Annotated in this window: 24 protein-coding genes, 1 pseudogene and 1 riboswitch; of the genes and pseudogenes, 13 read left to right on the forward strand and 12 right to left on the reverse strand. The window is 64.1% G+C overall.

The features are described from left to right. Nucleotides 1-187 precede the first annotated feature (187 nt). The 3 genes from B3873_RS17240 to B3873_RS17250 all read right to left on the reverse strand — a co-directional run bounded on the left by B3873_RS17240 (nucleotide 188) and on the right by B3873_RS17250 (nucleotide 2,491). Nucleotides 188-850: an alpha/beta hydrolase gene (locus B3873_RS17240; protein WP_286867513.1), complete on the reverse strand. Its 663-nt coding sequence runs from the start codon at nucleotides 848-850 to the stop codon at nucleotides 188-190. Between the two features lie 77 nt (nucleotides 851-927). Further along, nucleotides 928-1,272: a (2Fe-2S) ferredoxin domain-containing protein gene (locus B3873_RS17245; RefSeq protein ID WP_034331765.1), complete on the reverse strand. Its 345-nt coding sequence runs from the start codon at nucleotides 1,270-1,272 to the stop codon at nucleotides 928-930. A gap of 67 nt (nucleotides 1,273-1,339) precedes the next feature. Then, nucleotides 1,340-2,491, reverse strand: a complete 1,152-nt coding sequence (locus B3873_RS17250) for a VanZ family protein (RefSeq protein WP_039783620.1) — start codon at nucleotides 2,489-2,491, stop codon at nucleotides 1,340-1,342. Between the two features lie 111 nt (nucleotides 2,492-2,602). On the opposite strand from B3873_RS17250, the gene B3873_RS17255 reads away from it, so the two are divergent. The 4 genes from B3873_RS17255 to argB all read left to right on the forward strand — a co-directional run bounded on the left by B3873_RS17255 (nucleotide 2,603) and on the right by argB (nucleotide 6,127). Further along, nucleotides 2,603-3,445 (forward strand): biotin--[acetyl-CoA-carboxylase] ligase, encoded by an 843-nt coding sequence (locus B3873_RS17255; protein WP_209532513.1) that lies wholly within the window; start codon nucleotides 2,603-2,605, stop codon nucleotides 3,443-3,445. Next, on the forward strand, nucleotides 3,442-4,242 hold the full coding sequence (locus B3873_RS17260; RefSeq protein WP_286867514.1) for a type III pantothenate kinase: 801 nt from the start codon (nucleotides 3,442-3,444) through the stop codon (nucleotides 4,240-4,242). The genes B3873_RS17255 and B3873_RS17260 overlap by 4 nt, the downstream gene beginning before the upstream one ends. 68 nt (nucleotides 4,243-4,310) lie before the next feature. Next, a complete protein-coding gene (locus B3873_RS17265) occupies nucleotides 4,311-5,102 on the forward strand; it encodes a hypothetical protein (protein WP_286867515.1) in 792 nt (263 codons plus the stop codon). A gap of 131 nt (nucleotides 5,103-5,233) precedes the next feature. Beyond that, a complete protein-coding gene (gene argB, locus B3873_RS17270) occupies nucleotides 5,234-6,127 on the forward strand; it encodes an acetylglutamate kinase (RefSeq protein ID WP_034331770.1) in 894 nt (297 codons plus the stop codon). Between the two features lie 87 nt (nucleotides 6,128-6,214). Here argB and B3873_RS17275 read toward each other — a convergent pair whose 3' ends face one another. Continuing rightward, entirely contained in the window at nucleotides 6,215-7,117 is a 903-nt protein-coding gene (locus B3873_RS17275) for a TraB/GumN family protein (protein WP_348745765.1), read from the reverse strand. A 95-nt stretch (nucleotides 7,118-7,212) separates the two neighbouring features. On the opposite strand from B3873_RS17275, the gene B3873_RS17280 reads away from it, so the two are divergent. After that, nucleotides 7,213-7,950 carry an HAD-IA family hydrolase gene (locus B3873_RS17280; protein WP_286867517.1) on the forward strand — a complete coding sequence of 246 codons (738 nt, stop codon included), beginning with the start codon at nucleotides 7,213-7,215 and terminating at the stop codon, nucleotides 7,948-7,950. Between the two features lie 22 nt (nucleotides 7,951-7,972). Here B3873_RS17280 and B3873_RS17285 read toward each other — a convergent pair whose 3' ends face one another. From B3873_RS17285 to B3873_RS17300, 4 genes are all read right to left on the reverse strand, one after another. After that, nucleotides 7,973-8,545, reverse strand: coding sequence for a Fur family transcriptional regulator (locus tag B3873_RS17285; protein WP_134223582.1), 573 nt, complete (start codon nucleotides 8,543-8,545; stop codon nucleotides 7,973-7,975). Nucleotides 8,546-8,680: 135 nt separating this feature from the next. Further along, complete coding sequence (gene xerC, locus B3873_RS17290) at nucleotides 8,681-9,673, reverse strand: tyrosine recombinase XerC (RefSeq protein ID WP_286867519.1); 993 nt, start codon at nucleotides 9,671-9,673, stop codon at nucleotides 8,681-8,683. 34 nt (nucleotides 9,674-9,707) lie between these two features. Then, nucleotides 9,708-10,376 (reverse strand): DUF484 family protein, encoded by a 669-nt coding sequence (locus tag B3873_RS17295; protein WP_039783642.1) that lies wholly within the window; start codon nucleotides 10,374-10,376, stop codon nucleotides 9,708-9,710. A gap of 252 nt (nucleotides 10,377-10,628) precedes the next feature. Then, a complete protein-coding gene (locus tag B3873_RS17300; RefSeq protein ID WP_209532522.1) occupies nucleotides 10,629-11,756 on the reverse strand; it encodes a porin in 1,128 nt (375 codons plus the stop codon). 367 nt (nucleotides 11,757-12,123) lie between these two features. On the opposite strand from B3873_RS17300, the gene B3873_RS17305 reads away from it, so the two are divergent. Continuing rightward, nucleotides 12,124-13,740 (forward strand): tetratricopeptide repeat protein, encoded by a 1,617-nt coding sequence (locus B3873_RS17305; protein WP_286867521.1) that lies wholly within the window; start codon nucleotides 12,124-12,126, stop codon nucleotides 13,738-13,740. A 103-nt stretch (nucleotides 13,741-13,843) separates the two neighbouring features. Here the strand turns inward: B3873_RS17305 and dapF are convergent, their stop codons facing one another. The 3 genes from dapF to B3873_RS17320 are packed head-to-tail and all read right to left on the reverse strand — an operon-like array spanning nucleotide 13,844 to nucleotide 16,492. Then, nucleotides 13,844-14,707: a diaminopimelate epimerase gene (gene dapF, locus B3873_RS17310; RefSeq protein ID WP_286867534.1), complete on the reverse strand. Its 864-nt coding sequence runs from the start codon at nucleotides 14,705-14,707 to the stop codon at nucleotides 13,844-13,846. Between the two features lie 58 nt (nucleotides 14,708-14,765). Further along, nucleotides 14,766-15,650, reverse strand: coding sequence for a lipid A biosynthesis acyltransferase (locus B3873_RS17315; RefSeq protein WP_034331920.1), 885 nt, complete (start codon nucleotides 15,648-15,650; stop codon nucleotides 14,766-14,768). Further along, a complete protein-coding gene (locus B3873_RS17320; protein WP_286867535.1) occupies nucleotides 15,647-16,492 on the reverse strand; it encodes a lysophospholipid acyltransferase family protein in 846 nt (281 codons plus the stop codon). The genes B3873_RS17315 and B3873_RS17320 overlap by 4 nt, the downstream gene beginning before the upstream one ends. Nucleotides 16,493-16,681: 189 nt before the next feature. On the opposite strand from B3873_RS17320, the gene metK reads away from it, so the two are divergent. The 4 genes from metK to metF all read left to right on the forward strand — a co-directional run bounded on the left by metK (nucleotide 16,682) and on the right by metF (nucleotide 20,954). Further along, nucleotides 16,682-17,845, forward strand: a complete 1,164-nt coding sequence (gene metK / locus B3873_RS17325; RefSeq protein ID WP_039783651.1) for a methionine adenosyltransferase — start codon at nucleotides 16,682-16,684, stop codon at nucleotides 17,843-17,845. Nucleotides 17,846-18,064: 219 nt separating this feature from the next. After that, a riboswitch (S-adenosyl-L-homocysteine riboswitch) is annotated at nucleotides 18,065-18,154 on the forward strand. Nucleotides 18,155-18,203: 49 nt separating this feature from the next. After that, the gene (gene ahcY, locus B3873_RS17330; protein ID WP_286867543.1) at nucleotides 18,204-19,610 is read left to right on the forward strand and encodes an adenosylhomocysteinase; all 1,407 of its coding nucleotides are present in this window, start codon (nucleotides 18,204-18,206) and stop codon (nucleotides 19,608-19,610) included. Nucleotides 19,611-19,761: 151 nt separating this feature from the next. After that, nucleotides 19,762-20,115: a phage holin family protein gene (locus B3873_RS17335; protein ID WP_008332818.1), complete on the forward strand. Its 354-nt coding sequence runs from the start codon at nucleotides 19,762-19,764 to the stop codon at nucleotides 20,113-20,115. Beyond that, nucleotides 20,112-20,954, forward strand: a complete 843-nt coding sequence (metF, locus tag B3873_RS17340) for a methylenetetrahydrofolate reductase [NAD(P)H] (RefSeq protein WP_121040626.1) — start codon at nucleotides 20,112-20,114, stop codon at nucleotides 20,952-20,954. Before B3873_RS17335 ends, metF begins: the two co-directional genes overlap by 4 nt. Before the next feature lie 45 nt (nucleotides 20,955-20,999). On the opposite strand, the gene B3873_RS17345 is transcribed toward metF, so the two are convergent. Beyond that, nucleotides 21,000-21,632, reverse strand: coding sequence for a 5-formyltetrahydrofolate cyclo-ligase (locus B3873_RS17345; RefSeq protein ID WP_286867538.1), 633 nt, complete (start codon nucleotides 21,630-21,632; stop codon nucleotides 21,000-21,002). On the opposite strand from B3873_RS17345, the gene B3873_RS17350 reads away from it, so the two are divergent. The 3 genes and pseudogenes from B3873_RS17350 to B3873_RS17360 form a co-directional block, all read left to right on the forward strand. Beyond that, nucleotides 21,631-23,631 carry a lytic transglycosylase domain-containing protein gene (locus B3873_RS17350; protein WP_286867541.1) on the forward strand — a complete coding sequence of 667 codons (2,001 nt, stop codon included), beginning with the start codon at nucleotides 21,631-21,633 and terminating at the stop codon, nucleotides 23,629-23,631. The two genes, B3873_RS17345 and B3873_RS17350, sit on opposite strands and share 2 nt — an antisense overlap. 73 nt (nucleotides 23,632-23,704) lie before the next feature. After that, nucleotides 23,705-24,673 carry a complex I NDUFA9 subunit family protein gene (locus tag B3873_RS17355; protein ID WP_039783660.1) on the forward strand — a complete coding sequence of 323 codons (969 nt, stop codon included), beginning with the start codon at nucleotides 23,705-23,707 and terminating at the stop codon, nucleotides 24,671-24,673. Between the two features lie 44 nt (nucleotides 24,674-24,717). Then, nucleotides 24,718-24,859 (forward strand): annotated as a pseudogene (locus B3873_RS17360) (glutathione S-transferase); the annotation flags it as partial.

Below are 24,859 nucleotides of genomic sequence, written 5' to 3' on the forward strand. Positions count from 1 at the left end.
ACCGCAATGGCGCGCGCTGCGCCGGTCTGGCTGGTCGCACTGAATTATAAAACGTCATGTGGCATCGTTCCCAATTGAATGGATCTTCATCCCCGAAAATCCCCTCACGATACCGGCATGCACCCTGGCTCTGGCCTCGTACAGCGCCGCCATGCTTCCGGATGAACGCCGGTCGTGCCGGAAAACTTCAGGCCGGAAGCTGTGCCGGGCGGCGATGCCAGCTTTCGACCACGACGTTCTTGATATGTTGCAGCTTGCGGTGAAAAAAGTGATCCGAGCCCGGAATCACCACCACCGGCAGCTCCTGCGGGCGCGCCCAGTCCAGTACGGCGGACAGGGGAATGGTGTCGTCCTGCTCGCCGTGGATCAGGATGGTATTGGCCGGGGCCGGCGGCATGGGCCACTTGCCGGCGGCGGTGCCGACCAGCACCAGGCGCTCGGCAGCCAAGGCTGCATCCTGTTGCAGCAGGCGCTGCTGCAATTGCGCCTGTACGAAGGTGCCGAAGGAGAAGCCGGCCAAGGCCAGCGGCAGGTCCGGATACTGCGATCGCATGTGCTGCAGCAGCAGGGCCATGTCGTCGGTCTCGCCGGCACCGTGGTCGTGTACGCCTTCGGACTTGCCCACGCCGCGGAAATTCATGCGCACCGCCACGTAGCCCAGCGCCAGGAAGGTGCGGGCCAGGGTTTGTGCGACCTTGTTGTCCATCGTGCCGCCATACAGCGGATGCGGATGGGCCACCAGGGCCAGGCCGACGGGCGCGGCGAATTGCTCGGGATCCGGCAGGTCGAGTGCGCATTCGAGCTGGCCGACGGCACCGGCGATCTGGAAGTGTTGGGTATGTACGTTCATGGCGTGCGGGGAAACGGATGAGGGGAAGCTTGCTGCGCCCGGCATGGGGGCGGCAGCATGATCAAACTTTCATATCGTCAGATTTTCAGGCGGTCCACGACCTTGCCGCCGACGATGTGGCTGTCGATGATCTCGTCGATGTCTTCATTGTCGACGTAGGTGTACCAGGTGCCTTGCGGGTAGATCACCACCACCGGGCCTTCTTCGCAGCGCTCCAGGCAGCCGGCCTTGTTGATGCGGACCTTGCCGGGCGCGGACAGGCCCAGTTGCTTGATGCGCTTCTTGGCGTGTTCCTGCGCGGCCTGCGCGCCCTTGTCGGCACAGCAGGTACGTTCGCCCGGCTTGCGCTGGTTCAGGCAGAAGAAGACGTGATGTTCGTAATAGGGTTGCTCTTGCTCTTGCGGTTGCTCTTGATCGCTCATGGAATGCCCTGTGGAGAGTGACGGCAGTGCCGGCGCGGGCCGGCAAAGCGTCAATGATACACCCCGCTCAGCCCGGCCTGCGGTGCACCGGGTGCAACAGGAACCAGATCGCCAGGAAGGGCCACAGCACCGACAGGAACTGCGCGGCCCCGTCGAAGTTGAGGAATTTGCCCTGGACCCAGGTCTCCAGCGTGGAGAGGTAATAGGGATTGGCCGGGACTGCGTTGGTGACCACCAGGCTCAGGATCAGTGCCAGCGCTGCCACTCGCCGCTGCGCCGTGGGTGGGGCCCAGGCCAGGCCGACGATCATCAGTGTCCCCAGCATGATGCCGCCCACGGCACTGGGAGAAATCCAGACGAAGGCATTCTGCGGCGCGAAGAACAGCGCGCAGGCCAGCGACTTGGCCGCGATGCAGGCCAGCAGGTAGAGCGTCACCAGCCGTCGGCGCGGGGCCTGGCGGCGCATCAGCAGCAGCACCAGCAGGGCTGCGCCGGTCAGGCCGCAGGCGGTGACGATGACGTCGGCCAGCCAGTATTGCTCGGCGCTCGGTTGCGCGCTGTTGAGCCAGGTGGTGGCCAGGTCGATGGGGGTATCGAACAGGTCGGAAAAGAATGCCGACAGCGGCGGCACCAGATGTCCCAGGCCGAACAGGTGATTCTGTGGATAAATCAGCGCCAGCGGCCACAGCCACGCTACGACCAGCCCGCGGCTGGCCGCGCCCGAAAACCAGCGGCGGCGCAGCATCAGGAAGCGGCTATCCTCCAGGAAATAACGACTGCAAGCTGCGCCCAGCACGGCCCCCAGCGCCACGCCCAGCGAATTGGTCAGCAGGTCGAGATTGGAGGGCACGCGCGTGGGCAGGTAGGTCTGCACCGCCTCCATGCAGGCCGACAGCAGCACACCGGCCAGCGTGGCCGGCCATATCGCCCACCAGGGGCGCAGATGCGGATGCAGGGCCAGCACCAGCAGCAGGCCCAGCGGGATGTAGCCGGCGACATTGGTCCAGACGTCGAACACGGTCCAGTAGTAGGGCAGGCGCGCGCCCAGGTAATCGAAGGGTTTGATTCCCATGTCGCGCCAGCCGGAGAAGGGATACCAGCTGGCATAGACGATCAGCAGGGTATAGACCAGCAGGCTCACGCGCGCGAACGACGAGGCTGCCGGCGCACTGGCCGGTGTAGCGGGAGGCTCGGAGCGGGCATCGGGTGGAACGGGCATGGGCCAGAGGGTAACCGATTTCGGGCCGGGCCGCGCCGGCCGGCTGCCGTCTTTACCATTGCAGCGCGCCCACTACCCCGCGCAGGCGCGCTCTGCCGTTACAATGCCCGAATGACACTGACTTTTCCTATGCCCGCCGAGTCTGAATCGGCACCGCTGGTGCGTCCCGAGCGCATCGGCATGCTCCTGGCAGGTTCCGATCCCCAGGGCCAGCAACGCATTGATGTCGAAGCCGTGGCCGAGACCGGTTCCACCAATGTCGACCTGATGCAGCGCCTGTCGTCCCTGCAGCGCCCGCTGCTGCTGGTGGCCGACCGCCAGACCGCCGGCCGTGGCCGCGCCGGCCGTCCGTGGCGCGCCGCGCCGGAAGATTCCCTGACCTTCTCGCTGGCCTGGCGTCTGCAGCGTCCCATGCACGCGCTGCTGGGCTTGCCGCTGGCCGTGGGCGTGGCGCTGGCCGAGGCGCTGGAAGTGTTCGGCATCCGGCCGCAACTGAAGTGGCCCAATGACGTCTTGCGCGATGGCGCCAAGCTGGCCGGTGTCCTGATCGAGACCGCCGCCGATGGCCGCCAGGGCAATGCCACCTGGGCCGTGATCGGCATCGGCCTGAACCTGGCGGTACCGCCAGGCTTGGAAGATGAACTGCAACGCGCCGTCGGCGCAGCGCCGGAACTGCAGAAGCCGCCGCGCGAAACCGTGCTGGCCATCATCGCCAGCGCGCTGGCAGGCGTATTGGAAGAGTTCGAGGCGCGCGGCTTCGGGGCCTTCGTCAAGCGCTGGGAAGCCTTCCACGCCTATGCCGGCCAGGCCGTCAAGATCGTCGAGAATGGCCGCGTGCTGCAGGAAGGCACGGCCGTGGGCGTGGACATGATGGGCCGATTCCTCATGGACACCGAGGCCGGGCAGGTCGAGATCCTGGCCGGGGATGTCTCCTTGCGGTTGCAAGACGCATGAGGCTGCTGGTCGACGCCGGCAACACCCGCATCAAGTGGGCGGTCGTGGCTGATGCGGATCGGAGTATGGCGCCGTTGGCGCGCTGGCAGCAGCAAGGCGCGGTGGAACGCGCCCAGGTGGAGATGCTGGCACGGGACTGGGGGGCACTGGCCAGACAGGCTGCTCCTGAGGAAGAGTTGCAGATCTGTGTGTCCAACGTCGCCGGCCCGGCCCTGCGCGACAGCCTGCAGGCCCTTCTGCACGGTGTCTTCGGACCGCGTGTGGTCGTCGAATGGTTCGCTTCCACCGCCGAGCGGGCTGGCGTGCGCAATGGCTACCGCCATCCCGGCCAGCTGGGCTGCGACCGCTTTGCGGCGGCCATTGGCGCGCGGGCCCTGTTTCCGGACCAGGAGTTGCTGGTGGCGACCTGCGGTACGGCCACCACCATCGACGTGGTCAGCGCCGACGGGTGCTTCGAGGGCGGCATGATCCTGCCGGGATTCGGCACCATGGCTACCTCGCTGGCCTTGAATACTGCCCAGCTGCCGCGCATCGATGGCGCCGCACCGCCCGAACGCCTGTTTGCGGACAATACCGTCGAGGCCATCGTCGCCGGCTGCATCGCGGCCCAGGTCGGAGCCATCGAGCATGCGCTGGCCGAGCGGCGGCGCCTGCGTCCGAACGTTCCGCTGCGCTGCCTGCTGGCCGGGGGTGCCGGCGTGTTGCTGGCGCCGTATCTCGCATCGGGCGATACGCCGCTGGAAAAAGTGGATAATCTGGTGCTCATAGGCCTTCATATGGCCACCATGCGGGTATGAACCATGGACGCTGAGCGCTTGTCCATGCAGACAGGCAAATCAATGAGGGCAAGGAAGACTGGGCGCGGATGAAGCTGAAACTGCTTTTTTGGCTGTTGCTGGTGGGTAACGTGGTCCTGTTCGGGATGTCGCGCGGCTATTTCGGTGCCAACGCGTCCGAACGGCGTGAGCCGCAGCGCCTGGCTGAGCAATTGCGCCCGGAGCTGCTCAGCGTGTTGCCCGCCAATAGCGACAAACTCGCGTCGCAACTGCGCGCGCAGCCGGCGACCACGCAGTCGGCCGCTGCCGACGCTGGTACGGCGGCCGCAGCGCCTGCCGCCGAGGCTCCTGCGGTAACCCCTGCCACGGCAGCCCCGGCCCAGTCAACGGTCCCGCAGGTCGCCACGGTCACGCCTTCCTGTACCGAGGTCGGCAACTTCACCGCCGCCGACGCCCGCCGCTTCTCGGACCAGCTGGCCGGCCTCAAACTGGGCGACAAGGTGGTCCAGAAGCTGACCCAGGACGTCACCAGCCACATGGTCTACATCCCGCCCCAGGATGGCCGCGAAGGCGCGGACCGCCGCATCGCCGAGCTGCGCCGGCTGGGTATCGGCGATTTCTACGTCATTCCTGACAGTTTCCCCAATCCGGCACTGCGTTCGGGCGTCTCGCTGGGCATCTTCCGTACCGAGGAGGCGGCCAAGGCCTATGTGGGCCAGCTGATCTCGCGGGGCGTGCGCAGCGCCCGCATCATTGCGCGCCGCTCGGGGGCCGGCAAACAGGTATTCCAGCTGCGCGACCTGAGCCCGGAAGCCCGCACCGCACTGGAGAACATCAAGAGCGCCTTCCCGGATCAGGAAATCCGCGCCTGCAGCGCCTGAGCGCGGCGGCGTTGTCTGGATCGGACACGCCGCATGTTGCAGTGCGAAGGCAAGCGGCTTTCCATGTAAAATCGCGTCCCTAACCGCATCACCCCATCACTTTTTCCTCATCGCATCGACAGGACATTGCCATGACCACCGACCTCACCCACGTAGCCCCCCAGATCAAAGCCGAAATCCTGGCCGAGGCGCTGCCGTATATCCGCAAATTCCACGGCAAGACCATCGTGGTCAAGTACGGTGGCAATGCGATGACCGAAGAGAGCCTGAAGCACGGCTTCGCCCGCGACGTGATCCTGTTGAAGCTGGTCGGCATGAACCCGGTGGTGGTTCACGGCGGCGGCCCGCAGATCGATGCGGCGCTCAAGAAGATCGGCAAGCAGGGGACCTTCGTGCAGGGCATGCGCATTACCGATGAAGAAACCATGGAAGTGGTGGAATGGGTGCTGGGCGGTGAAGTGCAGCAGGACATCGTGATGCTGATCAATCACTACGGCGGCCAGGCGGTGGGCCTGACCGGCAAGGACGGCGGCCTGATCCGCGCGCGCAAGATGCAGATGCCGGACAAGGAGCATCCGGGTGAATTCCTCGACATCGGCTACGTGGGCGAAATCGACGCGATCAACCCGGCTGTGGTCAAGGCGCTGCAGGATGATGCCTTCATCCCCATCATCTCGCCGATCGGTTTCGGCGACGACGGCCAGGCCTACAACATCAATGCCGACGTGGTGGCCGGCAAGATCGCCGAGATCCTGCACGCCGAAAAGCTGATCATGATGACCAACATCGCCGGCGTCCAGGACAAGGCCGGCAACCTGCTGACCGACCTGTCGGCGCGCGAGATCGACGAGATGTTCGCCGACGGCACCATCTCCGGCGGCATGCTGCCCAAGATCTCCTCGGCGCTGGATGCGGCCAAGTCGGGCGTGAACACGGTGCACATCATCGATGGCCGTATTGAACACTCGCTGCTGCTGGAAGTGCTGACCGAGCAGGCCTTCGGGACCATGATCCGTTCGCACTGATCGCTGCGCGGTTCGGTTGTAAAAAAGGGATGAGCTTGCTCATCCCTTTTTTGTTCACAGCGTTTTGCAGCGCCGTAGCGGTCGCGGTCAGTAAAGTTGCCTGACCTGCAAGCCCTGCTTTTCCAGCAGCACCGGCACGCTGTCCGGCCCGACCAGATGCAGGATGCCGATAGCCGCCACCGCCTTGTCCTGTTGGCGCAGCAGTCCGGCAATGCCCGCCGCCAGGCCAGGATTGCGCTCACGCAGCAGGGTTTGCACCGCAAAGCGGCTGGCCAAACTGTCATCCTGCTGCATCTCCTGCAAGGCGGCACCGAAGTCGGCACTGTCGGCCCTGCGCCAGGCCGCCACCAGGCGATCGAGCTTGCGGGTGAGGTCGGCATCGTCCAGCTCCTGCAGGGTATCGGACAGGAATTGCGCCTGCTGCGCCGGCGTGAGCTTGCTGAACAGGCCCAGCTGGCGGTCGGCGCTTTCCAGTTCGATCACCCTGCCACCATGTGCGCGCACGCTCTCAGCCAGGTGGCTGTCGACGGCCAGGTCGGTGCGATAGCCGTGGCGCACGTATTCCTGCACGGTCAGGGCCATGGCCAGCATCCAGGGGCGCAGTTGCTGCACGTTGTCCGGCGTCATGCCGAAACGCTGCAGCGTGGTCCGGGTCCGTTCGCGCAGCGCCGGGTCGAGTTGGTCCAGCAGCTGTTGCCCGGCAGGATAGACCGCATAGCGCTGCACGGCGCTCTGCATGGCGGCGGTGTTCTGCGGATCCAGTTCCAGCGCCAGCGTGGGCGCGGCGCCCAGGGCTTGCTGCAGCTTGGGCTCCAGCGGATAGAAATCGGGTGCGCCGACGTGGATGGTGCCAAACAGCAGCAGCGTATGGCGGCCATCGGAGACCTGGTAGAGCGCGCCGCGCGGCGGGGCGGGCGGAGCTGCATCGGCTGGCGTCGCGGCGCGGGCCGGGGAAAGCAAGTTCAGGCAGGACAGCCAGGTCAAACTCACTATAATCAAGCGTTGCATCAATCCGGTCACTGCTGGCCTTTCTTTCCTAGCTTGCTGAAGGTGCGCCCCGGCGACGGTGGCGCGCCGGTCTTTTTATGGCGTCCAATACTACACCGCTCTGGCTGTTCGATCTCGACAATACCCTGCACAACGCCTCGCACGCGATCTTCCCCGCCATCAACACCAACATGAACCGCATCATCAAGCGCGTGCTGGACAGCGATGGCCAGCCCAGCGACGAAGCCGCGGTCAATTACCTGCGGCGGCATTACTGGAAGCTCTACGGCGCGACCCTGCTGGGGCTGGTGCGGCATCATGGATTGGGGGTGGATGAATTCCTGCATGAAGCGCATCTGTTCGACGACCTCCCGGGCATGGTGCGCGCCGAGCGCGGCATCGGCCGCTGGCTCTCGCAGTTGCCGGGGCAGAAGATCCTGCTCACCAATGCGCCGCGCCGCTATTCGCGCGAGCTGGTGCGGCACCTGGGGCTGCACCGGCATTTTTCGCATCACATTTCCATCGAATCCATGCACGTGCATCGCCAGCTGCGCCCCAAGCCTTCGCGCATCATGCTGCGCAAGCTGTTGGCGCGCCACAAGGTGGCCCCACGGCGCTGCATCCTGGTCGAGGATACGGTGGATAACCTCAAGAGTGCCCGCGAGTTGGGCGTGCGCACGGCATGGGTCACCCAGTACCTGCGCGGCAGCCAGGCCCTGCTCGGGCACATGGGAGGCCAGCGTGCGCTCAGTCGCCTGCCGGGTTTTGTCGATGTGAAGGTTCGTTCAGTGCGGCAGCTGCCGCGACGGCTTGCGGCGCTGGGGGCTGCGCGCTGACCTGAAGGGATGTGTCAAAAAGTCAGTCGGCGCAGTCGGCGCACCAGCCTTTGATGGTCAGTTCCACTTCGTGACTCTGGAAGCCCTTGCCCAAGGTCTTGCGCAAGGCCGACTGCAGTTGCGCGGCGGTGGAGCGGTGACGGTCGGCATCGGGCAGCACGGTGGCCAGGAAGTCAGTGCCATCGCTGGCATCCAGGCAGAACACGCGGTTGCAGCGGGTGCATTTGAAGTGGCCGTGCTGGTGTTGTTTGCCCTGCGCATGGTCGTGCAGCCCGTGTTCAGCGTGATCGGCACCAGCGCTGTAGCGGAAGATGCGGTCGTCGCTCGAGATCTTGTGTGCCAGGCCGGCTTCGGTCAGGCAATCCAGGGCACGGTAGAGGGTGACCCGGTCCATGTCGGCAAAGCGATCCTGGATATCCTGATGGGAGGCGGCGCTGCGGGTTTCCAGCAGCGCGCCCAGGACGTTGACCCGGGCTTGCGTCACGCGCACGCCGGCCTCGCGCAGCTGCGCCTCGGCCAGCGCGGTCACCGTCGCAGCCTGGGCGGCGGTGCTGGCGGGAGAGGAGTCGGCGGCTTTGGCTTTCATGGTCGGCATGGGCGAGTGTGCTGGGCCAGCAGGACTGGCGAAAGGATGCGGGAGCACGTGGCGTGCGGAAGCCTCCATTTTAGCCGATCACGGCCCGGCGCTCGCGGCGGCGCGGCCGGCGGCCGGACTGTGGCTCGTCAGTGACTATTTTCCGCCGCCCTTGCGGGCGCGCGGATGGGCCTGGTCGTAGACCTGGGCCAGGCGCTGGAAGTCCAGTGCGGTGTAGACCTGGGTGGCGGTGATGGAAGCGTGGCCCAGCATTTCCTGTACCGCCCGCAAGTCCCCCGAACTCTGCAGTACATGCGAGGCGAACGAGTGCCGCAGCATGTGCGGATGGACGTCGGCCGGCATCTCCACACTCTTGCCATGCGCTTTCAGGCGCAGCTGTGTGACCCGGGGCGACATGCGCGCGCCACGTTCATTGAGAAACAGCGCATGGCCATCCATGCCGCCATCGGCCTTGACCAGACTGGCGCGCAGGGGCAGCCAGTCGCGAATCGCCTGCAGCGCGGCCTGCCCGACCGGGACCTTGCGCTTCTTGCCGCCCTTGCCGGTCACGGTGACTTCCGCTTCTTCCAGATCGATCCAGCCTGCTGATTCGTAAGGGCCTTCGCGTACGTCTTTCACATCAATGCCGGCCAGTTCAGAGACCCGCAGCCCACTCGAATACAGCAGTTCGAACATGGCCCGGTTGCAGGCCGCCAGGGTGGAATCGGGGTCGCGCGCCGGATCGGCCTGGGAGACCAGGCGGATGGCCTCGTCGGCCGGCAGGGCCTTGGGCAGGGGTTTGCTTTTCTTGGGCGGCTTGACGCCGTCGACCGGGTTGGCAGGCATCGTCTGTTCCACGGCCAGCCAGGCGAACAGGCCGCGCCAGGCCGACAGCTTGCGCGAGATGGAGCGTGCATTGAGCCCGCGCGCATGCAGGCGCGCAGCGCATTTGCGGATCTGGGCCTGGGTCACGCGTTGCAGCGCGGGTTCGGCCTCTTGCGGTTGATCGGCGGGGGCCAGCAGGGCGCGCAGCTCCTGCAGGTCGCGCGCATAGCTGTCCAGCGTGTGCGGCGACAGCTTGCGCTGGCTGCGCAGGAAGGAAAGATACTGTCCGATCAGGGAAGAAGCCGGGGAGGTTGGGCCATCCATGGCATGACTCCCGGTGGGACGCGCTCGGCCGCGCTCAGCGCAGCAGGCAGGCCAGGGCGGCGCTGCCGGTTTCGCCGATGCGGGTCAGGAAATCGGTGCCCATGTCGGCAGTGAAGCGATTCGGATCGGGCGATCCCAGCACCAGCAAGCCGAAGGCTTCAGGTGCCGCACCGACGCGCAGCGGCAGCATGGCGACCGACTTCACGGAGGCGGCATCGTCCAGCCAGGTCGCGGCTTCGAAATCCTTGTTGGGGCCGCAGAACGGGGCCGACAGGCCATTGGCGAAGATGCGGGCGTCGTCCGAGACTTCCTGCGTGGCCCAGTTGCCGGCGTGGGCCGGGCCCAGGTTCCACAGGCGGACCGTCACTTGCGGCACGTGGAAGATTTCCTGCAGGCGGTCCACCAGTACGCGCGGCAGGTCGTCGGCATCGCGCGTGAGCAGCAGGGCGCGGCTCCATGCCTGGAATTTGCTGGTGATCTCGTCGTTTTCCTGGGCGATGCGCATGAGATCGGCCATGCGCAGCTCCTGTACGCGGATCTTCTCGCGCAGGATTTCCATCTGGCGTTCCTGCAGCGACACGGCGCGGCCCATGACCGGGCTGGTGAGCTTGACCGTCGAAAGCAGTTCGGCATGCTCCTCGAAGAAATGAGGGTGGTCGAGCAGGTAGTCGGCAATCAGGCTGGAATCCAGTTCGGTGGTCATCGTCGCGGGGTCTGTGTTGGAGTGCCGGTGGCGCGCGGGGAGGGGCGCACCGGAAGTATCGCGAGATTATCCTCGCTATCGGACACACTGACAATCATCGGCACCGTTCAGGGCAGTTGGACGGAGCGATGGCAGCGGATGAGGGCAAAAAGAAAGAGGCCTGCATGATTGCTCATGCAGGCCTCTTCCGGTACGACTCAGGTTCAACTCAGGTTGAAACCGATGTGTTCACACCGGTTTCAGGTCCTTGAATTAGAACTTGTGACGAACGCCAACTGCCACAGCGGTTTGGCTGGCGTCAGAGCCAGTGGTGTCGCCGTAGACGCCGGTGTTGATCATGTCGGTAGCGCGGATGTTCGACACGAAGGCGTACAGGTCGGTACGCTTGGACAGCCAGTAGTCGGTACCCAGGTTGAATTGGGTCAGCTTGCCCTTGTTGCCGCCGTTGGCGAAGTCAGCGCGGGTGTGTTGCACGCTGGCCAGCAGCTTCAGCGACGGGGACAGGGAGTAAGCGGTACCCAGTTCGTAGACGTCAGCCTTGGTGGTGTTGCCCAGGCTGCGAGCCAGGGTGGTCGAGGTGTTCAGGTCTTGCTTGACGCGCGACCAGTTACCGTAGACGCGTGCCGGACCGAACTGGTACGAAGCCACGACGTTCAGACCCTTGAAGGCGGTGTTGCCAGCTTGGGCGCCGTTAGCGGTCGAGATCAGGCTGGTGTCCGACGGGGTCGAGCCTTGCTTGGACTGGTAGTAGTTGATACCCAGACCCAGAGGACCGTTGTCGTACTTGCCGCCGATGCCGTAGGACTGACCAGCGGAGGTCTTGCCAGCGGTTTCGCCGAAGCCGTACATCAGGTTACCAGTGAAGCCGCTCAGGTTGGCGGTGGTGTAGCTGATGGAGTTGTTGGTACGGGTACCTTCCAGACGGTCCAGGTTGTGGCCGACAGCGCCGGTCACGCCACCGAAGTCGTTGACGGAGGTGTAAGCGGAGATGGTGTCAGCGAAGTCGGTTTGACGACCAGCCAGGACGGTACCGAAACCACCCGACAGACCGACGACGGACTTGCGGCGGAACAGGTTGGTCGAACCTGCATCTTGACCGTTCAGAGCACCGTTATCGTTGTTGAAGCCGGTTTCCAGTTGGAACACAGCCGACAGGCCGCCGCCCAGGTCTTCAACGCCCTTGAAGCCGATACGCGAACCTTGGATGATGCCGGAGTTCAGACCGAACTTGCTGCCAGTGTTGCCAGTGGTGGCGTTAACAGCCTTGCTGGTGTAAACCAGACCGGTATCAACGATACCGTAGATAGTAACGGAGCTTTGTGCTTGAGCAGCACCTGCGAACGCGCCGAGGACGGCCAGTGCCAGCAGAGATTTTTTCATTTGACATCCTTCTATAAAAATAGTCTTGAGGATCCGTACTTCTGGTCGGATGGTGAGACATTAAGGGTTCTCATTTGGCGTGGCCGCAGATTGGTCACGTGGAGGGAGGAATTTTGGTTGAAAGCGTCAATCCACGGATGGAGTGTTGTTTTTTTCAAACGCTTTCCTGCCCGTCAATGCATGACAGGCAAATTTTGGCTTGCAGCGTGTCACTCGTTAACGGCATGGCCGCGCAAAACTTGATCCGCCCCGTCTCGTCAACAAGTTTGTTGTTAAAACGATGCATTTGGATACTTTTCTAGGGAATTTTAAAAAAATGTCGATTGTGCGGCATAATTTTGGCTTTCTGACCTGATGTGGAGGCTGGATGGCCAATCGCGAAGATCTAGCAATCATCCGGGCAGCACGTGCCGGAGATGCCCAGGCGCAACTGAACCTGGGCCAGCGCTACCTGTTTGGCGGTAATGGTTTGCCGCAAAGTCCGGGCACCGCATGGCACTGGCTGGAGCGGGCTGCCCGCCAGGGCTTGGCCGATGCCTGGATGCTCATTGCCCGGCATATTCCCTATGAAGTTGTGAGCCAACTGGGCAAGCCGCACGAAGCTGCGCAATGGTACGAGCGCGCCTTCGAGGCGGGGGCCACGCGCGCTGGTCTGACCTTGGCGCGCCTGGTCCTGGAACATCCTGCCGGCGTGGCGGCGGCCAGTCCCGAGCAGAAGAACCGTGCGCTGCGCGCGCTGGAAACGGTGGCGGCGGAGGGCGATCCGGATGCCCAGTGGCTGCTGGCACGTCAGGGCGAACGCATGCTGGTCCCGACAGCAGTATCGTCAGAGGCCGCAGCCGATGTGGCGCCAGCGGCGGCGGCAACGGTCAGGCCCGAGCAATTGCAGCAATGGACGCAGAAAGCCGCCGATGCCGGTATCGAACAGGCCCAGCATGCGCTGGCCGACAGCGCCTGGCAGCAGTCCGACTTTGCGGCCTTCCGCCAGCGCGCCCAGCCCCTGGCCGATGCCCTGTTGCGCCAGCATGAACAGCAGGTGGCGCAGCTCAATGCTCCTTCGGAGGCGCTGGCTGCTGCGCTCGGTGCGCAGAACATCCAGTTGCTGCGCCGCCTGGCCGAAGTGCACCAGTCCGACAAGCGCCCCGATCTCCTGCAGGCCCAGCAACTGCTGGAACTGGCGGCCCTGGCCTGCGACCGGGATGCGCAACTGGCCCTGGGCCTGTTGTACGGACGGGTCGACGCCTCGGGTGAGCGCCGGTTCGCCGGGCAAGGGTCAGCCAATTACAAGAAGGCTATCCGTTGGCTGACCTTGGCGGGCGAGCAGGGGATGGCAGCGGCCTGGTTTGTTCTTTCCCGTATCTATTTGAAGCCGGAATTTTCACAGCGCAACCTTGCCGATGTGCAGCATTATTTGGAGCGTGCCGCCGAGATGGGGCATGTGGGCGCGCAGGTGGAGTGCGGCGTGGGCGCGTGGCGCAACCGGCGTGACGATCCCGCCAATGACGTGCGTGCGCTGTACTGGTTGCAAAAGGCGGCAAGCCAAGGCGCGCAACAGGCGCAAGCCTTGCTCGACAAGGTGGCGGATCGTCCGCAATCTGCCGCCTGGGCCGTGCAGGCCCGCGCACAGATGAGCCGCGAGCAGGTCAATGCCCATCCCTTCCTGGCCGCCCGCATCGAGCTGGCCATGCTGTTTGGCCTGACCCGGCCGGAAGCCCTGTTGATCGACCTGAAGCAGGCGGATTGCGGACATTGCCTGATGATCGACATCCGCAGCCAGTACGCGCGCAGCAAGCGGCGGCTCATCATGGTGGAGACCGGCGAGCAGCGTGGTACGCTCAACCGTATCGGACGGCTCTTCGAAGACATGGACTGCGGACCCAGCGGGCCGGAAGGCAACTACCGCCAGCGTCTGTACCGTCTGAAGACCGTGCTGCCCCAATCGCAGGAAGACGAGGAAGCCGAGACCCAGGATCTGGCGGCCTGACAGATTCAGAAGCACTGATCTGCGCAAGTCATGCAGCGCAAATGGAAAGCGGCTTGCTGATGCTTCAGCAAGCCGCTTTGTTATATCTGCTGTCGGTCCGGGATCAAAGCGAATCAGGCAGTTCGATTTCGCCTTCAAAGACGGTCACCGCGGGTCCGGTCATCATCACCGCTTCGCCCGGGGCGGCCCAGGCGATGTTGAGCACGCCGCCGTGGGTCTGGACCGCTACCGGCGAATCCAGCAGGCCACGGCGGATACCCGCGACGACCGCGGCACAGGCGCCGGTGCCGCAGGCCAGGGTTTCTCCTGCACCGCGTTCGTAGACGCGCAGATTGATGTGATGGCGATCCACCACCTGCATGAAACCCGCGTTGACGCGCCTGGGGAAACGTTCATGGTGCTCGATCAGCGGTCCGTCCACCAGGACCGGGGCCGCTTCGCTGTCCTCCACCACTTGCACCGCATGCGGGTTGCCCATCGACACCACCGAGATCCAGGTGGTCTTGCCGGCCACATCCAGCGGCCACAGCGTGTCCTCGGCTTCGGTACGGTGTTGCAGCCCGCGGCTGTCGAAGGGGACGTCGGCCGGCGTGAGGATGGGCGCGCCCATGTCCACGGTGATCTGGCCGTCTGCTTCCAGGCGCGGTTCGATCACGCCGGACATGGTTTCCACCCGGATCGCCCGCTTGTCGGTCAGGCCCTTTTCGGTGACGAAACGCACGAAGGCGCGCGCGCCGTTGCCGCATTGCTCCACCTCGCCGCCATCGGCGTTGTAGATGCGATAACGGAAATCCACGCCAGGGGCTTGCGCCTTTTCCACCACCAGCATCTGGTCGGCCCCGATGCCGAAGCGGCGGTCGGCGATGAACTGCCACTGGGCCGGGGTGAGCGAAATGGCCTGGTTCACGGCATCAAGCACGACGAAGTCATTGCCGGCACCATGCATCTTGGTAAATTTGATTTTCATCTCATCATTATAAGTACGCCGCGCCCGATTCACAGGGCGCAGGGAGGGAGATCAGGGCCTAGTGCTGGCCCTTGCGGTAGACGTCGGGCTCGCCCGGGGGCCGGTTCTTGAAACGCTTGTGCGCCCAGAAATATTCGGCCGGGGCTTCCAGCACGCGTTCTTCGATGAAGGCATTCATGCGGCGGGTGGCGGCCACGATATCGTCGCCCGGATAGTTTTCCCAGGCCGGATAGAAAGTGGTCTTCCAGCCGCGATAGCCGGGCAGGAAGGTGGTGATCACCGGCACCACCGACGCGCCGGTGGCCGCCGCGATGCGGGCGGTGGCGGTGAGCGTCGCGGCCGGCACGCCGAAGAAGGGGACGAACTCGGCATCGCGGGTGCCGAAATCCATATCCGGCAGCATGATGAAGGGCAGGCCCTCGCGCATGGCGCGAATGATGGGTTTGACCCCTTTCTCGCGCGCCAGCAGGGTCACCGGGCGGAAGCGCGAGCGCCCCTTGAGCAGGGCCTGGTCCACCACTTCGTTCTGCTGGCGGGAGTAGATGGTGCAGACCGAGTAGTCCGAGTTGAGCACCAGCGCGATGCCGGGAATCTCCAGGCAGACGAAATGCGGGCACAGCAGGATGGTCGGACCCTTGTCGAGCGTCTCGAAGGGAATGCCGGGCTCGACCTGGATCAGGCGCTTCAGGCGCGACTCCGGGGCCCACCACAGGATGCCGCGCTCCAGGGCACTGCGGGCGTAGGCCTGGAAGTGGCGGCGGGCGATGAGGCGGCGTTCCTCTTCCGATTTCTCGGGAAAGCACAGCCGCAGGTTGATCAGGGTGATGCGGCGGCGCGGGCGCATATAGATATAGAGCAGCCAGCCCAGCGCCTCGCCCAGCCGTCCCAGGATGGGCAGCGGCAACCAGTGCAGCAGCCACATCAGCCCGATCAGGGCTCTCATTGCGCGGCTCCCGGCGGGGTCACGCCCGGGGGCGTCTTGTAGCGGTTGTAGCTCCAGATGTATTGTGCCGGGCAGCGGGCGATCAGCTTTTCCATCGCCGCGTTGATGGCACGGGCCTGTTGCTCTGGCGTTTCGCCCAGTTCACCTTCGAAGGCCACGAAATGGATGGCGTAGCCGCGTCCCCAGGACAGGCGCTCGGCATAGGCCAGGATGATGGGCGCGCCGCTCATCTGTTGCAGCTTGGCTGGCAGGGTCATGGTATAGGCCGGCTTGCCGAAGAAATCGGCCCACACGCCTTCGCCATTCTGCGGCACCTGGTCCGGCAGCAGGCCGATGGCCTGGCCATTCTTCAAGGCCTTGAGCAGGATACGCACGCCGGACAGGTTGGCCGGTGCCAGGTGCAGGTTGGCGCGGGCGCGGGCACCTTCGATGAGCGGCTTGAGTGCGGCCTTGCGTGGTGGGCGGTACAGCACGCTCAGGCTGTGATGGCGCGCCACCGACTGCGCCGAAATCTCGAAACAGCCCAGGTGCGGGGTCAGGAAGACGATGCCGGCCTTGGCGTCCAGTGCCTGCTGGACCAGATCCCAGTTGACGATGCGCGCCGTGCGCAACACCCGTTCCGGGCGGGCGCACCAGATGAAGGGCAGCTCGAACATGCCCTTGCCGGCTTCCCCGACCGATTTCCACAGACTGCCGCGATGGCCGGCCAGGGTGATGTTGTCAGTCAGGCGGCGGCGATAGGCGGGCGAGAGCAGGAAAACCAGCCAGCCCACCGCCACGCCGAGGGCATGCAAGGCCGGCAGCGGCAGGAAAGAGAGCAGGCGGAATAAAGAAACGAGCATACTTGCCGATAACAAAAAGGCGGAGTTGCTCCGCCGTCAAATTGCAGAAAAATGCAAGACGCGTAAAATAGCACAAGCCGTCGAGTTAATGACAACTTGCGAGACGGGGTACAAATATCGCTAAAGCGTCGCAGGCACGACTAACGATGGGCCGCGACATTGGTAAATCGTTTTCAGTCAGAGGCTTGCATGTCCAACGAATATCTCTTCACTTCCGAATCCGTCTCCGAAGGCCATCCCGACAAGGTCGCCGACCAGATCTCGGACGCCATCCTGGATGCCATCTTCACCCAGGACCCGCATTCCCGCGTCGCCGCCGAAACCTTGTGCAACACCGGTCTGGTGGTCCTGGCCGGTGAAATCACCACCCGCGCCAACGTCGACTACATCGATGTGGCCCGCGAAACCATCAAGCGCATCGGCTACGACAACGCCGACTTCGGCATCGACTACAAGAGCTGCGCCGTGCTGGTGGCCTACGACAAGCAATCTCCCGACATCGCTCAGGGCGTGGACGAAGGCCGTGGCGTTGATCTGGAGCAAGGCGCCGGCGATCAGGGCCTGATGTTCGGCTACGCCTGCAATGAAACCCCGGAACTGATGCCGGCCGCAATCTATTACGCCCACCGCATCGTCGAGCGCCAGTCGCAACTGCGCAAGGATGGCCGCCTGCCCTGGCTGCGTCCGGATGCCAAGTCGCAGGTCACGCTGAAGTATGTGGATGGCAAGCCGGTCGCCATCGATACCGTGGTGCTGTCGACCCAGCACGCGCCCGAGATGGAGCAGAAGGACATCCACGAAGCCGCCATCGAGGAAATCATCAAGCCGGTGCTGCCGGCCGAGTGGCTCAAGAACACCCGCTACCTGATCAACCCGACCGGCCGCTTCGTCATCGGCGGCCCGCAGGGTGACTGCGGCCTGACCGGCCGCAAGATCATCGTCGATACCTATGGTGGTGCAGCGCCCCACGGTGGCGGCGCTTTCTCCGGCAAGGACCCGTCCAAGGTCGACCGTTCGGCTGCCTACGCCGGCCGCTATGTGGCCAAGAACATCGTCGCTGCCGGCCTGGCAGAGCGTTGCCAGATCCAGGTGTCCTATGCCATCGGTATCGCCAAGCCGACCTCGGTCATGGTGACCACTTTCGGTACCGGCAAGATCAGCGATGAAAAGCTGGCCCAACTGGTGCAGGAGCACTTCGACCTGCGTCCCAAGGGCATCGTCCAGATGCTGGACCTGCTGCGTCCGATCTACGCCAAGACCGCCGCTTACGGCCACTTCGGCCGCGAAGAGCCGGAATTCACCTGGGAGCGCACCGACAAGGTCGCCGCCCTGCGTGCCTCGGCCGGCCTGTAAGCCAGCCCATCCGGCACGAGCCGGCTTGCAGTATGCACAATGAAGCGCCAATGTATCTGCAAACCTGCTGGAAAGGCGTGTGAATAGTGATTCACACGCCTGTTCCGAGGATTGACTAACGCCTGACCCGCGCTACAATGCTGTTCCCGCGAATGAAGATTCGCGCACTGTTCCGATGTTGGCATTGCGTCCGGAACGCCAAATCTCACAATGCCTCACCGCTGCAAGGAGCGTTGCGACAGGGACATCCCCTGCCAGGCTTGAAGCGGTGAACAGGCGCAAGTCGCCTGGCAACCGCGCTCACGTTACTTTTTTTCTGGCTTTTTCATGAAAGGAGGGCGTGAACAGCGCCATTGCCATGACCACCAATCCTACCCAAGACTACATCGTCGCAGACATCAAGCTGGCCGACTGGGGCCACAAGGAAATCAAGATCGCCGAAACCGAAATGCCGGGCCTGATGGCGATCCGCGAGGAATTCGCTGCTTCCCAGCCCCTGAAGGGCGCGCGCATCACCGGTTCGCTGCACATGACCATCCAGACCGCCGTGCTGATCCAGACCCTGGAAGCACTGGGCGCGCAAGTGCGCTGGGCTTCCTGCAACATTTATTCGACCCAGGATCACGCTGCTGCGGCCATCGCGGCCAACGGCACCCCGGTGTTCGCCGTCAAGGGCGAAACCCTGGATGAATACTGGGAATACACCCACCGCATCTTCGAATGGACCGACGGTGGCTATTCCAACATTATCCTGGACGACGGCGGCGACGCCACCGTGCTGCTGCACCTGGGCACCCGTGCCGAGGCGGACATTTCGGTGCTGGACAAGCCCGATTCGGAAGAAGCCGTGTGCCTCTTCAACGCCATCAAGCGTTACCTGGCCAAGGACCCACAGTGGTATTCCAAGCGCATCAAGGAAATCAAGGGCGTCACCGAAGAGACCACCACCGGCGTGCACCGCCTGTACCAGATGTTCAAGGAAGGCAAGCTGGCCTTCCCGGCCATCAACGTCAATGACTCGGTCACCAAGTCCAAGTTCGACAATCTGTACGGCTGCCGCGAATCGCTGGTGGACGGCATCAAGCGCGCCACCGACGTGATGATCGCCGGCAAGGTCGCCATCGTGGCCGGTTACGGTGACGTCGGCAAGGGTTCGGCCCAGGCCCTGCGCGCGCTGTCGGCGCAAGTGTGGGTCACCGAGATCGATCCGATCTGTGCCCTGCAGGCCGCCATGGAAGGCTATCGCGTGGTGACCATGGACTACGCCGCCGAACACGGCGACATCTTCGTCACCGCCACCGGCAACTACCATGTGATCACCCATGAGCACATGAAGAAGATGAAGGACCAGGCCATCGTCTGCAACATCGGCCACTTCGACAATGAAATCGAAGTTGCCGCCCTGAAGCAGTACACCTGGGAAAACATCAAGCCGCAGGTCGATCACGTGATCTTCCCCGATGGCAAGCGCATCATCCTGCTGGCCGAAGGCCGCCTGGTGAACCTGGGTTGCGCCACCGGCCACCCGTCTTACGTGATGAGCTCGTCCTTTGCCAACCAGACCATTGCGCAGATCGAACTGTTCGTCAACACCAAGGACTACCCGGTCGGCGTCTACACGCTGCCCAAGCACCTGGACGAAAAGGTCGCCCGCCTGCAATTGAAGAAACTCAATGCGCAGTTGAGCGAACTGACCGCCGAACAGGCCGCCTACATCGGCGTGAAGGTCGAAGGCCCCTACAAGCCTGAGCACTACCGCTACTGATTCCTGCCTGGTGCCGGCCTTCTCTTGATTTGAGAGGGCCGGCCCGGCAGTCTCGGCATCGTCTCCCGCCCGCGGACCTTGCATCCCCTCCTGAGGTGATGCAAGCTTCACGTATCTTCATCACTCCCCGACGGGATCGAAAGGTTTTTACATGCGCCTGCTGCTGACCTGGCTCATCAATGCATTGGCCTTGCTGGCCGTTCCTTACCTGATGCACTCGGTGCAGGTCGACAGCTTCGGCTCGGCCCTGCTGGCCGCGCTGATCCTGGGGTTCGTCAATACCATCGTGCGCCCGGTGCTGGTGGTGCTGACCCTGCCGGTGACCATGCTCACCCTGGGCCTGTTCATCCTGGTCATCAATGGCCTCATGTTCTGGGTCGTGGCGCAACTGGTCGGCGGCTTCCACGTGGCCGGCTTCTGGTCTGCAGTCGGCGGCGCACTGCTCTACAGCATCGTGTCCTGGGCACTGTCCACACTGTTGCTGAAATCGGGTTCGAATCAATGAGTACACATAATTTCAGTATCGAATTTTTCCCGCCCAAGACTGCCGAAGGGGCGGAAAAGCTGCGCGCTACCCGCGCCCGGCTGGCGGCGCTGGCTCCGAAGTATTTCTCGGTGACCTTCGGTGCCGGCGGTTCGACGCAACAAGGTACGCGCGATACCGTGCTGGAAATCATCGGTGAAGGCCACGAGGCCGCACCGCACCTGTCCTGCATCGGCAGCTCGCGCGCCAGCCTGCGCGCCATTCTCGAAGATTACCGCTCCCAAGGCATCAAGCGCCTGGTGGCTCTGCGCGGCGACCTGCCCAGCGGCTATGGGGCGATGGATCAGGCTTCGAGCGAATTCCGCCATGCCAACGAACTGGTCGAGTTCGTGCGCGCCGAAACCGGCGACTGGTTCCACATCGAAGTGGCGGCCTATCCCGAGATGCACCCGCAAGCGCGCTCGCCGCAGGATGACGTGCAGAACTTCGCACGCAAAGTGAAGGCCGGTGCCAATTCGGCCATCACCCAGTATTTCTACAATGCCGACGCCTACTTCCGCTTCGTGGACGAGGCCGCCAGACTGGGCGCGACCGTTCCGGTGATTGCCGGCATCATGCCCATCACCAACTACACGCAGCTGATGCGTTTCTCGGACATGTGCGGTACCGAGATCCCGCGCTGGATCCGTCTCAAGCTGGCCAGCTACGGCGACGATACCGAATCGATCCGCGCCTTCGGCCAGGACGTGGTGACCCAGCTGTGCCAGCGCCTGCTGGCTGGGGGGGCGCCCGGTTTGCATTTTTATTCACTGAACCAGGCAGGGCCGACCGAGGCGATCTGGCAACAACTGGTGAAGTAGGCGGAGATTGCCTTTCCAAGCCGGACCTGAGTCCGGCTTTTTTCTTCATATATCGTCGAAAATGACGTTATCCAGCGCGATGTCGTGCGCCTGCGCTTCGAATTCGACCCGTCCGAAGCCGTGGCAGACCCCCACGGCCAGCGGCCGCGGACTGGCCGCCAACGTGCGGTCGTAGAAGCCGCCGCCATAGCCCAGACGGCATCCTGCCGCATTGACACCCAGGCAAGGAATCAACAAGGCCTGCGGCTGTACGACGGTGGTCCCGGCCGGTGGCACGAGTGTGCCCATCCCATCCTTTTCCAGAGGATCGCCAGGCCGCCAGGCGCGAAATTCCAGTGCCGAATCTTTATCGACCACCACCGGCAGGCACAGGTGCACCCCGCGCGCGGCCAGCGCGTTATAGGCCGCAGACAGATCCGGTTCGCGCCGGATCGGCTGGTAAACCGCCAGGCTGTGGATGGCGTACGTGGCGCACCAGTCCAGTACCCGCTGCCCGATGATGGCATCGGCTGCGATCTTGTCCTCGTCAAGCAGGGCCTTGCGGCGCGCCAGCAGCTCGGCGCGCAGGCGCCGTTTGTGAAGGGCGGCCGCCTCCTGTTCCGTCGGTGGAGGGGGCGTATCGCGTGCTATGCTTGGGTTCATTATTTGTTCCAACAATCTGCATGAAGAAGCTTGCATGAGTATGCGTCCGAAGAATCATCCGTTCAACCAGCGCCTGCGCGCGCTGGCCGCCTCCATGGCGCTCCCCCTGGCGCTGGCGACCGGTGCCATGCTCACCGCTGCGCCCGCCGCCCACGCCCAGAAGCGTGTGGCGCCCGACGCCGCGCCTGACGATATCTTCCTGGCCCTGCGCCAGGCGGCCGCCAGCGACAACGCCGCGCTGGCGCAAGACCTGGCCTCACGCCTGTCTGGCTATGAGCTGGCCTCCTATGTCGACTACTACCGCCTCAAGCCGCGTGTGCGCGATTACAGCGCCAGCGAGCAGGAGATCCGCGATTTCCTGGCCCGCTGGGACGGCCAGGCCATCGTTGATCGCCTGCGCAACGACTGGCTGCTGGCCCTGGGCAAGACCGGCAACTGGGCCGTCTTCGATGAGCAGTACCCCAAGTTCGTGCTCAACGATGATACCCAGGTCAAGTGCTTCGCCCTGAACTCGCGCGCGCTCAAGGGGGCCAATGTGGCCGAGGAGGCGCGTGCGCTGCTGAGCAATCCCAAGGACTACGGCCAGGGCTGCAGCGACCTGATCGCGACCCTGGCGCAGAACGGCCAGTTCAGTGATGCCGACGTCTGGTTCCAGATCCGCCAGGCCGCCGAGAACGGCAATGCCACCGTGGCCCGCCGTGCGGCGGTGCTGGTCGACAGCGGCGATGTCAGCGTGACCCAGGTGATGGATCGCCCCGCGCTGATGCTGGCCAAGGGCCCGGGCCGTGGTCCGGTGAACCACCAGCTCTACATCATCGCGCTGGGCCGCATCGCCAAGACCAATCCGTCCCAGGCCGCCACCTATCTCAACGATGCCGGCCGCAACATGAGTTCGCAGGAAGTCGCACAGGCCTGGGCACAGATCGCCCTGGCCGCCTCCTACAAGCTGGCACCGGAAGCCTCGGACTACTGGCGCAAAGCCAAGGACGCGCCGCTGACCCAGGATGCGATGCAATGGAAGGTCCGCATGGCCCTGCGCGACGGCGACTGGAAGACCGTACGCAAGACCATCGAAGCCATGCCGGCCCCGTTGCGCAGCGACACCGCCTGGGTCTACTGGCTCGGCCGTGCCCTGAAGGCCGAAGGCCAGAACGAGGCCGCACGCCGCCTGTTCGAATCGATCGCGCCCAATTTCAGCTTCTATGGCCAGCTGGCGCTGGAAGAGCTGGGTCAGCAGATCACCATCCCGCCCGGCCCGACCCCGCCGGGCGCCGGTGAAGTGGCGCTGTATTCGCAGAATGCCGGCTTCAAGCGTTCGCTCAAGTTCTATCAGCTGAACCTGCGCTTCGAAGCCATCCGCGAATGGAACTGGGAACTGCGCAACATGACCGACCGCCAGTTGCTGGCCGCCGCCGAATACGCACGCCAGAATGATGTGCTGGACCGCATGGTCAACACCTCCGACCGCACCAAGACCGAGTTCGATTTCACCCAGCGCTTCCCGGCACCGCACCTGCCCGAGATGAATGCGGCCACGCGTCCGCTGGGCATGGAGAACGCCTGGGTCTATGGCCTGATCCGCCAGGAGTCGCGTTTCATCAAGTCGGCCCGTTCGCACGTGGGCGCTTCCGGCCTGATGCAGTTGATGCCGGCTACCGCCAAGTTCGTTGCCAAGAAGATCGGGATGACCGAATTCACGGCCGACCAGGTCAATGACATCAACACCAACCTGCTGCTGGGCACCAGCTATCTGGACATGGTGTTGAACAACCTGGAAGGCTCGGAAACCCTGGCCACCGCCGGCTACAATGCCGGCCCCGGCCGTCCGCGCACCTGGCGCGCGACCTTGCCGCGTCCGGTCGAAGGGGCGATCTTCGCCGAGATCATCCCTTTCAATGAAACCCGGGGCTATGTCAAGAACGTGATGTCCAATGCGACCTACTATGCGGCCATGTTCGAGAACCGCCCGCAATCGCTGAAGCAGCGCATGGGTACGGTGGCCCCCAATGCCAACGTCGCCACCGACCTGCCCTGATCCCATCGCCGCGGCCGCCGTCCCTCGTTGACGCGGCGGCCAGCGGTTCCCCCTGGAAATCGGAGAGAGACAAATGGCAGTCAAGAAGATCCTCGTCATCGGCGGTTCCGGCTTCATCGGCACCCGCCTGATCGAACTGCTGGGCAGCACCACCGGCTACCGCATCATGGTGCCCACGCGCCGCTACGAGCGCGCCAAGCATCTGCTGGTCTCGCCCGTGGTCAGCGTGGTCCAGGCCAACATCCATGACGATGCCGTGCTGGCGCGCCTGGTGGCCGAGGCGGACGTGGTCATCAACCTGGTCGGCATCCTGCAATCGCGCCCGGCGCGTGGCGGTGCTCCTTATGGTCCGGATTTCGAACGCCAGCACGTGCTGCTGCCGCGCCGCATCGTGGCCGCCTGCGTGCAGCAGGGCGTGCCGCGCTACCTGCACATGAGCGCGCTGTGCGCCGATGCCCAGGGGCCGTCGATGTACCTGCGTTCCAAGGCGGCCGGCGAACAGGAAGCGCTGGCCTCGCCGGCGCTCGATGTGGCCATCTTCCGTCCCTCGGTCGTGTTCGGCGAGGGCGACAATTTCATCAACATGTTCGCCGGCCTGAACCGCCTGTTCCCCGTGATCCCGCTGGGCAGCCCCGATGCGCGCTTCCAGCCGGTCTACGTGGGCGATGTGGCACAGGCCTTCGTCAATGCGCTGGCCTTGCCGCGCCTGGGCGGCAAGGTGTTCGAGCTGGGCGGGCCCAAGCAATATTCTCTGCGTGAACTGGTGCGCCTGTCGGGCTGGTACAGCGGCCATCCACGTCCGGTGATCGGCTTGCCCGATGCGGCCGGCTGGCTGCAGGCCTTCGCGCTGGAACACCTGCCGGGCAAGCTGATGAGCCGCGACAACGTCGCCTCGATGAAGGTGGACAATGTCCTGCACGGCCCCATCGCCCCCGAGCTGCAGCTCACGCCGCGCGCACTGGAAGACGTCATTCCCGGCTATCTCCTGCCGCGCAGCCCGCAACAGCAATTCGACTTTTTCCGTAGCACCGCGCGACGCTGAATGGTTCAGTCGCCGCGACATTGATCTTCGAGAAACGAGCTCAAATGCAAGATACAGAACTGGATCCGGTCTTGTCCGAAACCCTGCAAAAGGCCGGACGCCACATGCCCACCCTGGTCATCGCCAACAAGAATTATTCCTCGTGGTCGATGCGCCCGTGGGTCACCGCCGTGTCCTTCGCTATTG

It is taken from the genome of Herbaspirillum sp. UBA812 (assembly GCF_002296545.1).
Lineage (GTDB): Bacteria > Pseudomonadota > Gammaproteobacteria > Burkholderiales > Burkholderiaceae_D > Herbaspirillum > Herbaspirillum huttiense.

Excerpts from the sequence above, each read along its gene's own strand:
- B3873_RS17320 (WP_286867535.1), bottom strand. The coding sequence starts at position 16,492 with ATGCTCGTTTCTTTATTCCGCCTGCTCTCTTTCCTGCCGCTGCCGGCC.
- metK (WP_039783651.1), top strand. The coding sequence starts at position 16,682 with ATGTCCAACGAATATCTCTTCACTTCCGAATCCGTCTCCGAAGGCCAT.
- B3873_RS17355 (WP_039783660.1), top strand. The coding sequence starts at position 23,705 with ATGGCAGTCAAGAAGATCCTCGTCATCGGCGGTTCCGGCTTCATCGGC.
- B3873_RS17345 (WP_286867538.1), bottom strand. The coding sequence starts at position 21,632 with ATGCAAGCTTCTTCATGCAGATTGTTGGAACAAATAATGAACCCAAGC.
- B3873_RS17265 (WP_286867515.1), top strand. The coding sequence starts at position 4,311 with ATGAAGCTGAAACTGCTTTTTTGGCTGTTGCTGGTGGGTAACGTGGTC.
- metF (WP_121040626.1), top strand. The coding sequence starts at position 20,112 with ATGAGTACACATAATTTCAGTATCGAATTTTTCCCGCCCAAGACTGCC.
- B3873_RS17300 (WP_209532522.1), bottom strand. The coding sequence starts at position 11,756 with ATGAAAAAATCTCTGCTGGCACTGGCCGTCCTCGGCGCGTTCGCAGGT.
- B3873_RS17280 (WP_286867517.1), top strand. The coding sequence starts at position 7,213 with ATGGCGTCCAATACTACACCGCTCTGGCTGTTCGATCTCGACAATACC.
- B3873_RS17305 (WP_286867521.1), top strand. The coding sequence starts at position 12,124 with ATGGCCAATCGCGAAGATCTAGCAATCATCCGGGCAGCACGTGCCGGA.
- B3873_RS17260 (WP_286867514.1), top strand. The coding sequence starts at position 3,442 with ATGAGGCTGCTGGTCGACGCCGGCAACACCCGCATCAAGTGGGCGGTC.
- B3873_RS17315 (WP_034331920.1), bottom strand. The coding sequence starts at position 15,650 with ATGAGAGCCCTGATCGGGCTGATGTGGCTGCTGCACTGGTTGCCGCTG.
- B3873_RS17250 (WP_039783620.1), bottom strand. The coding sequence starts at position 2,491 with ATGCCCGTTCCACCCGATGCCCGCTCCGAGCCTCCCGCTACACCGGCC.
- B3873_RS17245 (WP_034331765.1), bottom strand. The coding sequence starts at position 1,272 with ATGAGCGATCAAGAGCAACCGCAAGAGCAAGAGCAACCCTATTACGAA.
- B3873_RS17240 (WP_286867513.1), bottom strand. The coding sequence starts at position 850 with ATGAACGTACATACCCAACACTTCCAGATCGCCGGTGCCGTCGGCCAG.
- B3873_RS17255 (WP_209532513.1), top strand. The coding sequence starts at position 2,603 with ATGACACTGACTTTTCCTATGCCCGCCGAGTCTGAATCGGCACCGCTG.
- dapF (WP_286867534.1), bottom strand. The coding sequence starts at position 14,707 with ATGAAAATCAAATTTACCAAGATGCATGGTGCCGGCAATGACTTCGTC.
- argB (WP_034331770.1), top strand. The coding sequence starts at position 5,234 with ATGACCACCGACCTCACCCACGTAGCCCCCCAGATCAAAGCCGAAATC.
- ahcY (WP_286867543.1), top strand. The coding sequence starts at position 18,204 with ATGACCACCAATCCTACCCAAGACTACATCGTCGCAGACATCAAGCTG.
- B3873_RS17295 (WP_039783642.1), bottom strand. The coding sequence starts at position 10,376 with ATGACCACCGAACTGGATTCCAGCCTGATTGCCGACTACCTGCTCGAC.
- B3873_RS17350 (WP_286867541.1), top strand. The coding sequence starts at position 21,631 with ATGAGTATGCGTCCGAAGAATCATCCGTTCAACCAGCGCCTGCGCGCG.
- B3873_RS17285 (WP_134223582.1), bottom strand. The coding sequence starts at position 8,545 with ATGCCGACCATGAAAGCCAAAGCCGCCGACTCCTCTCCCGCCAGCACC.
- B3873_RS17335 (WP_008332818.1), top strand. The coding sequence starts at position 19,762 with ATGCGCCTGCTGCTGACCTGGCTCATCAATGCATTGGCCTTGCTGGCC.
- xerC (WP_286867519.1), bottom strand. The coding sequence starts at position 9,673 with ATGGATGGCCCAACCTCCCCGGCTTCTTCCCTGATCGGACAGTATCTT.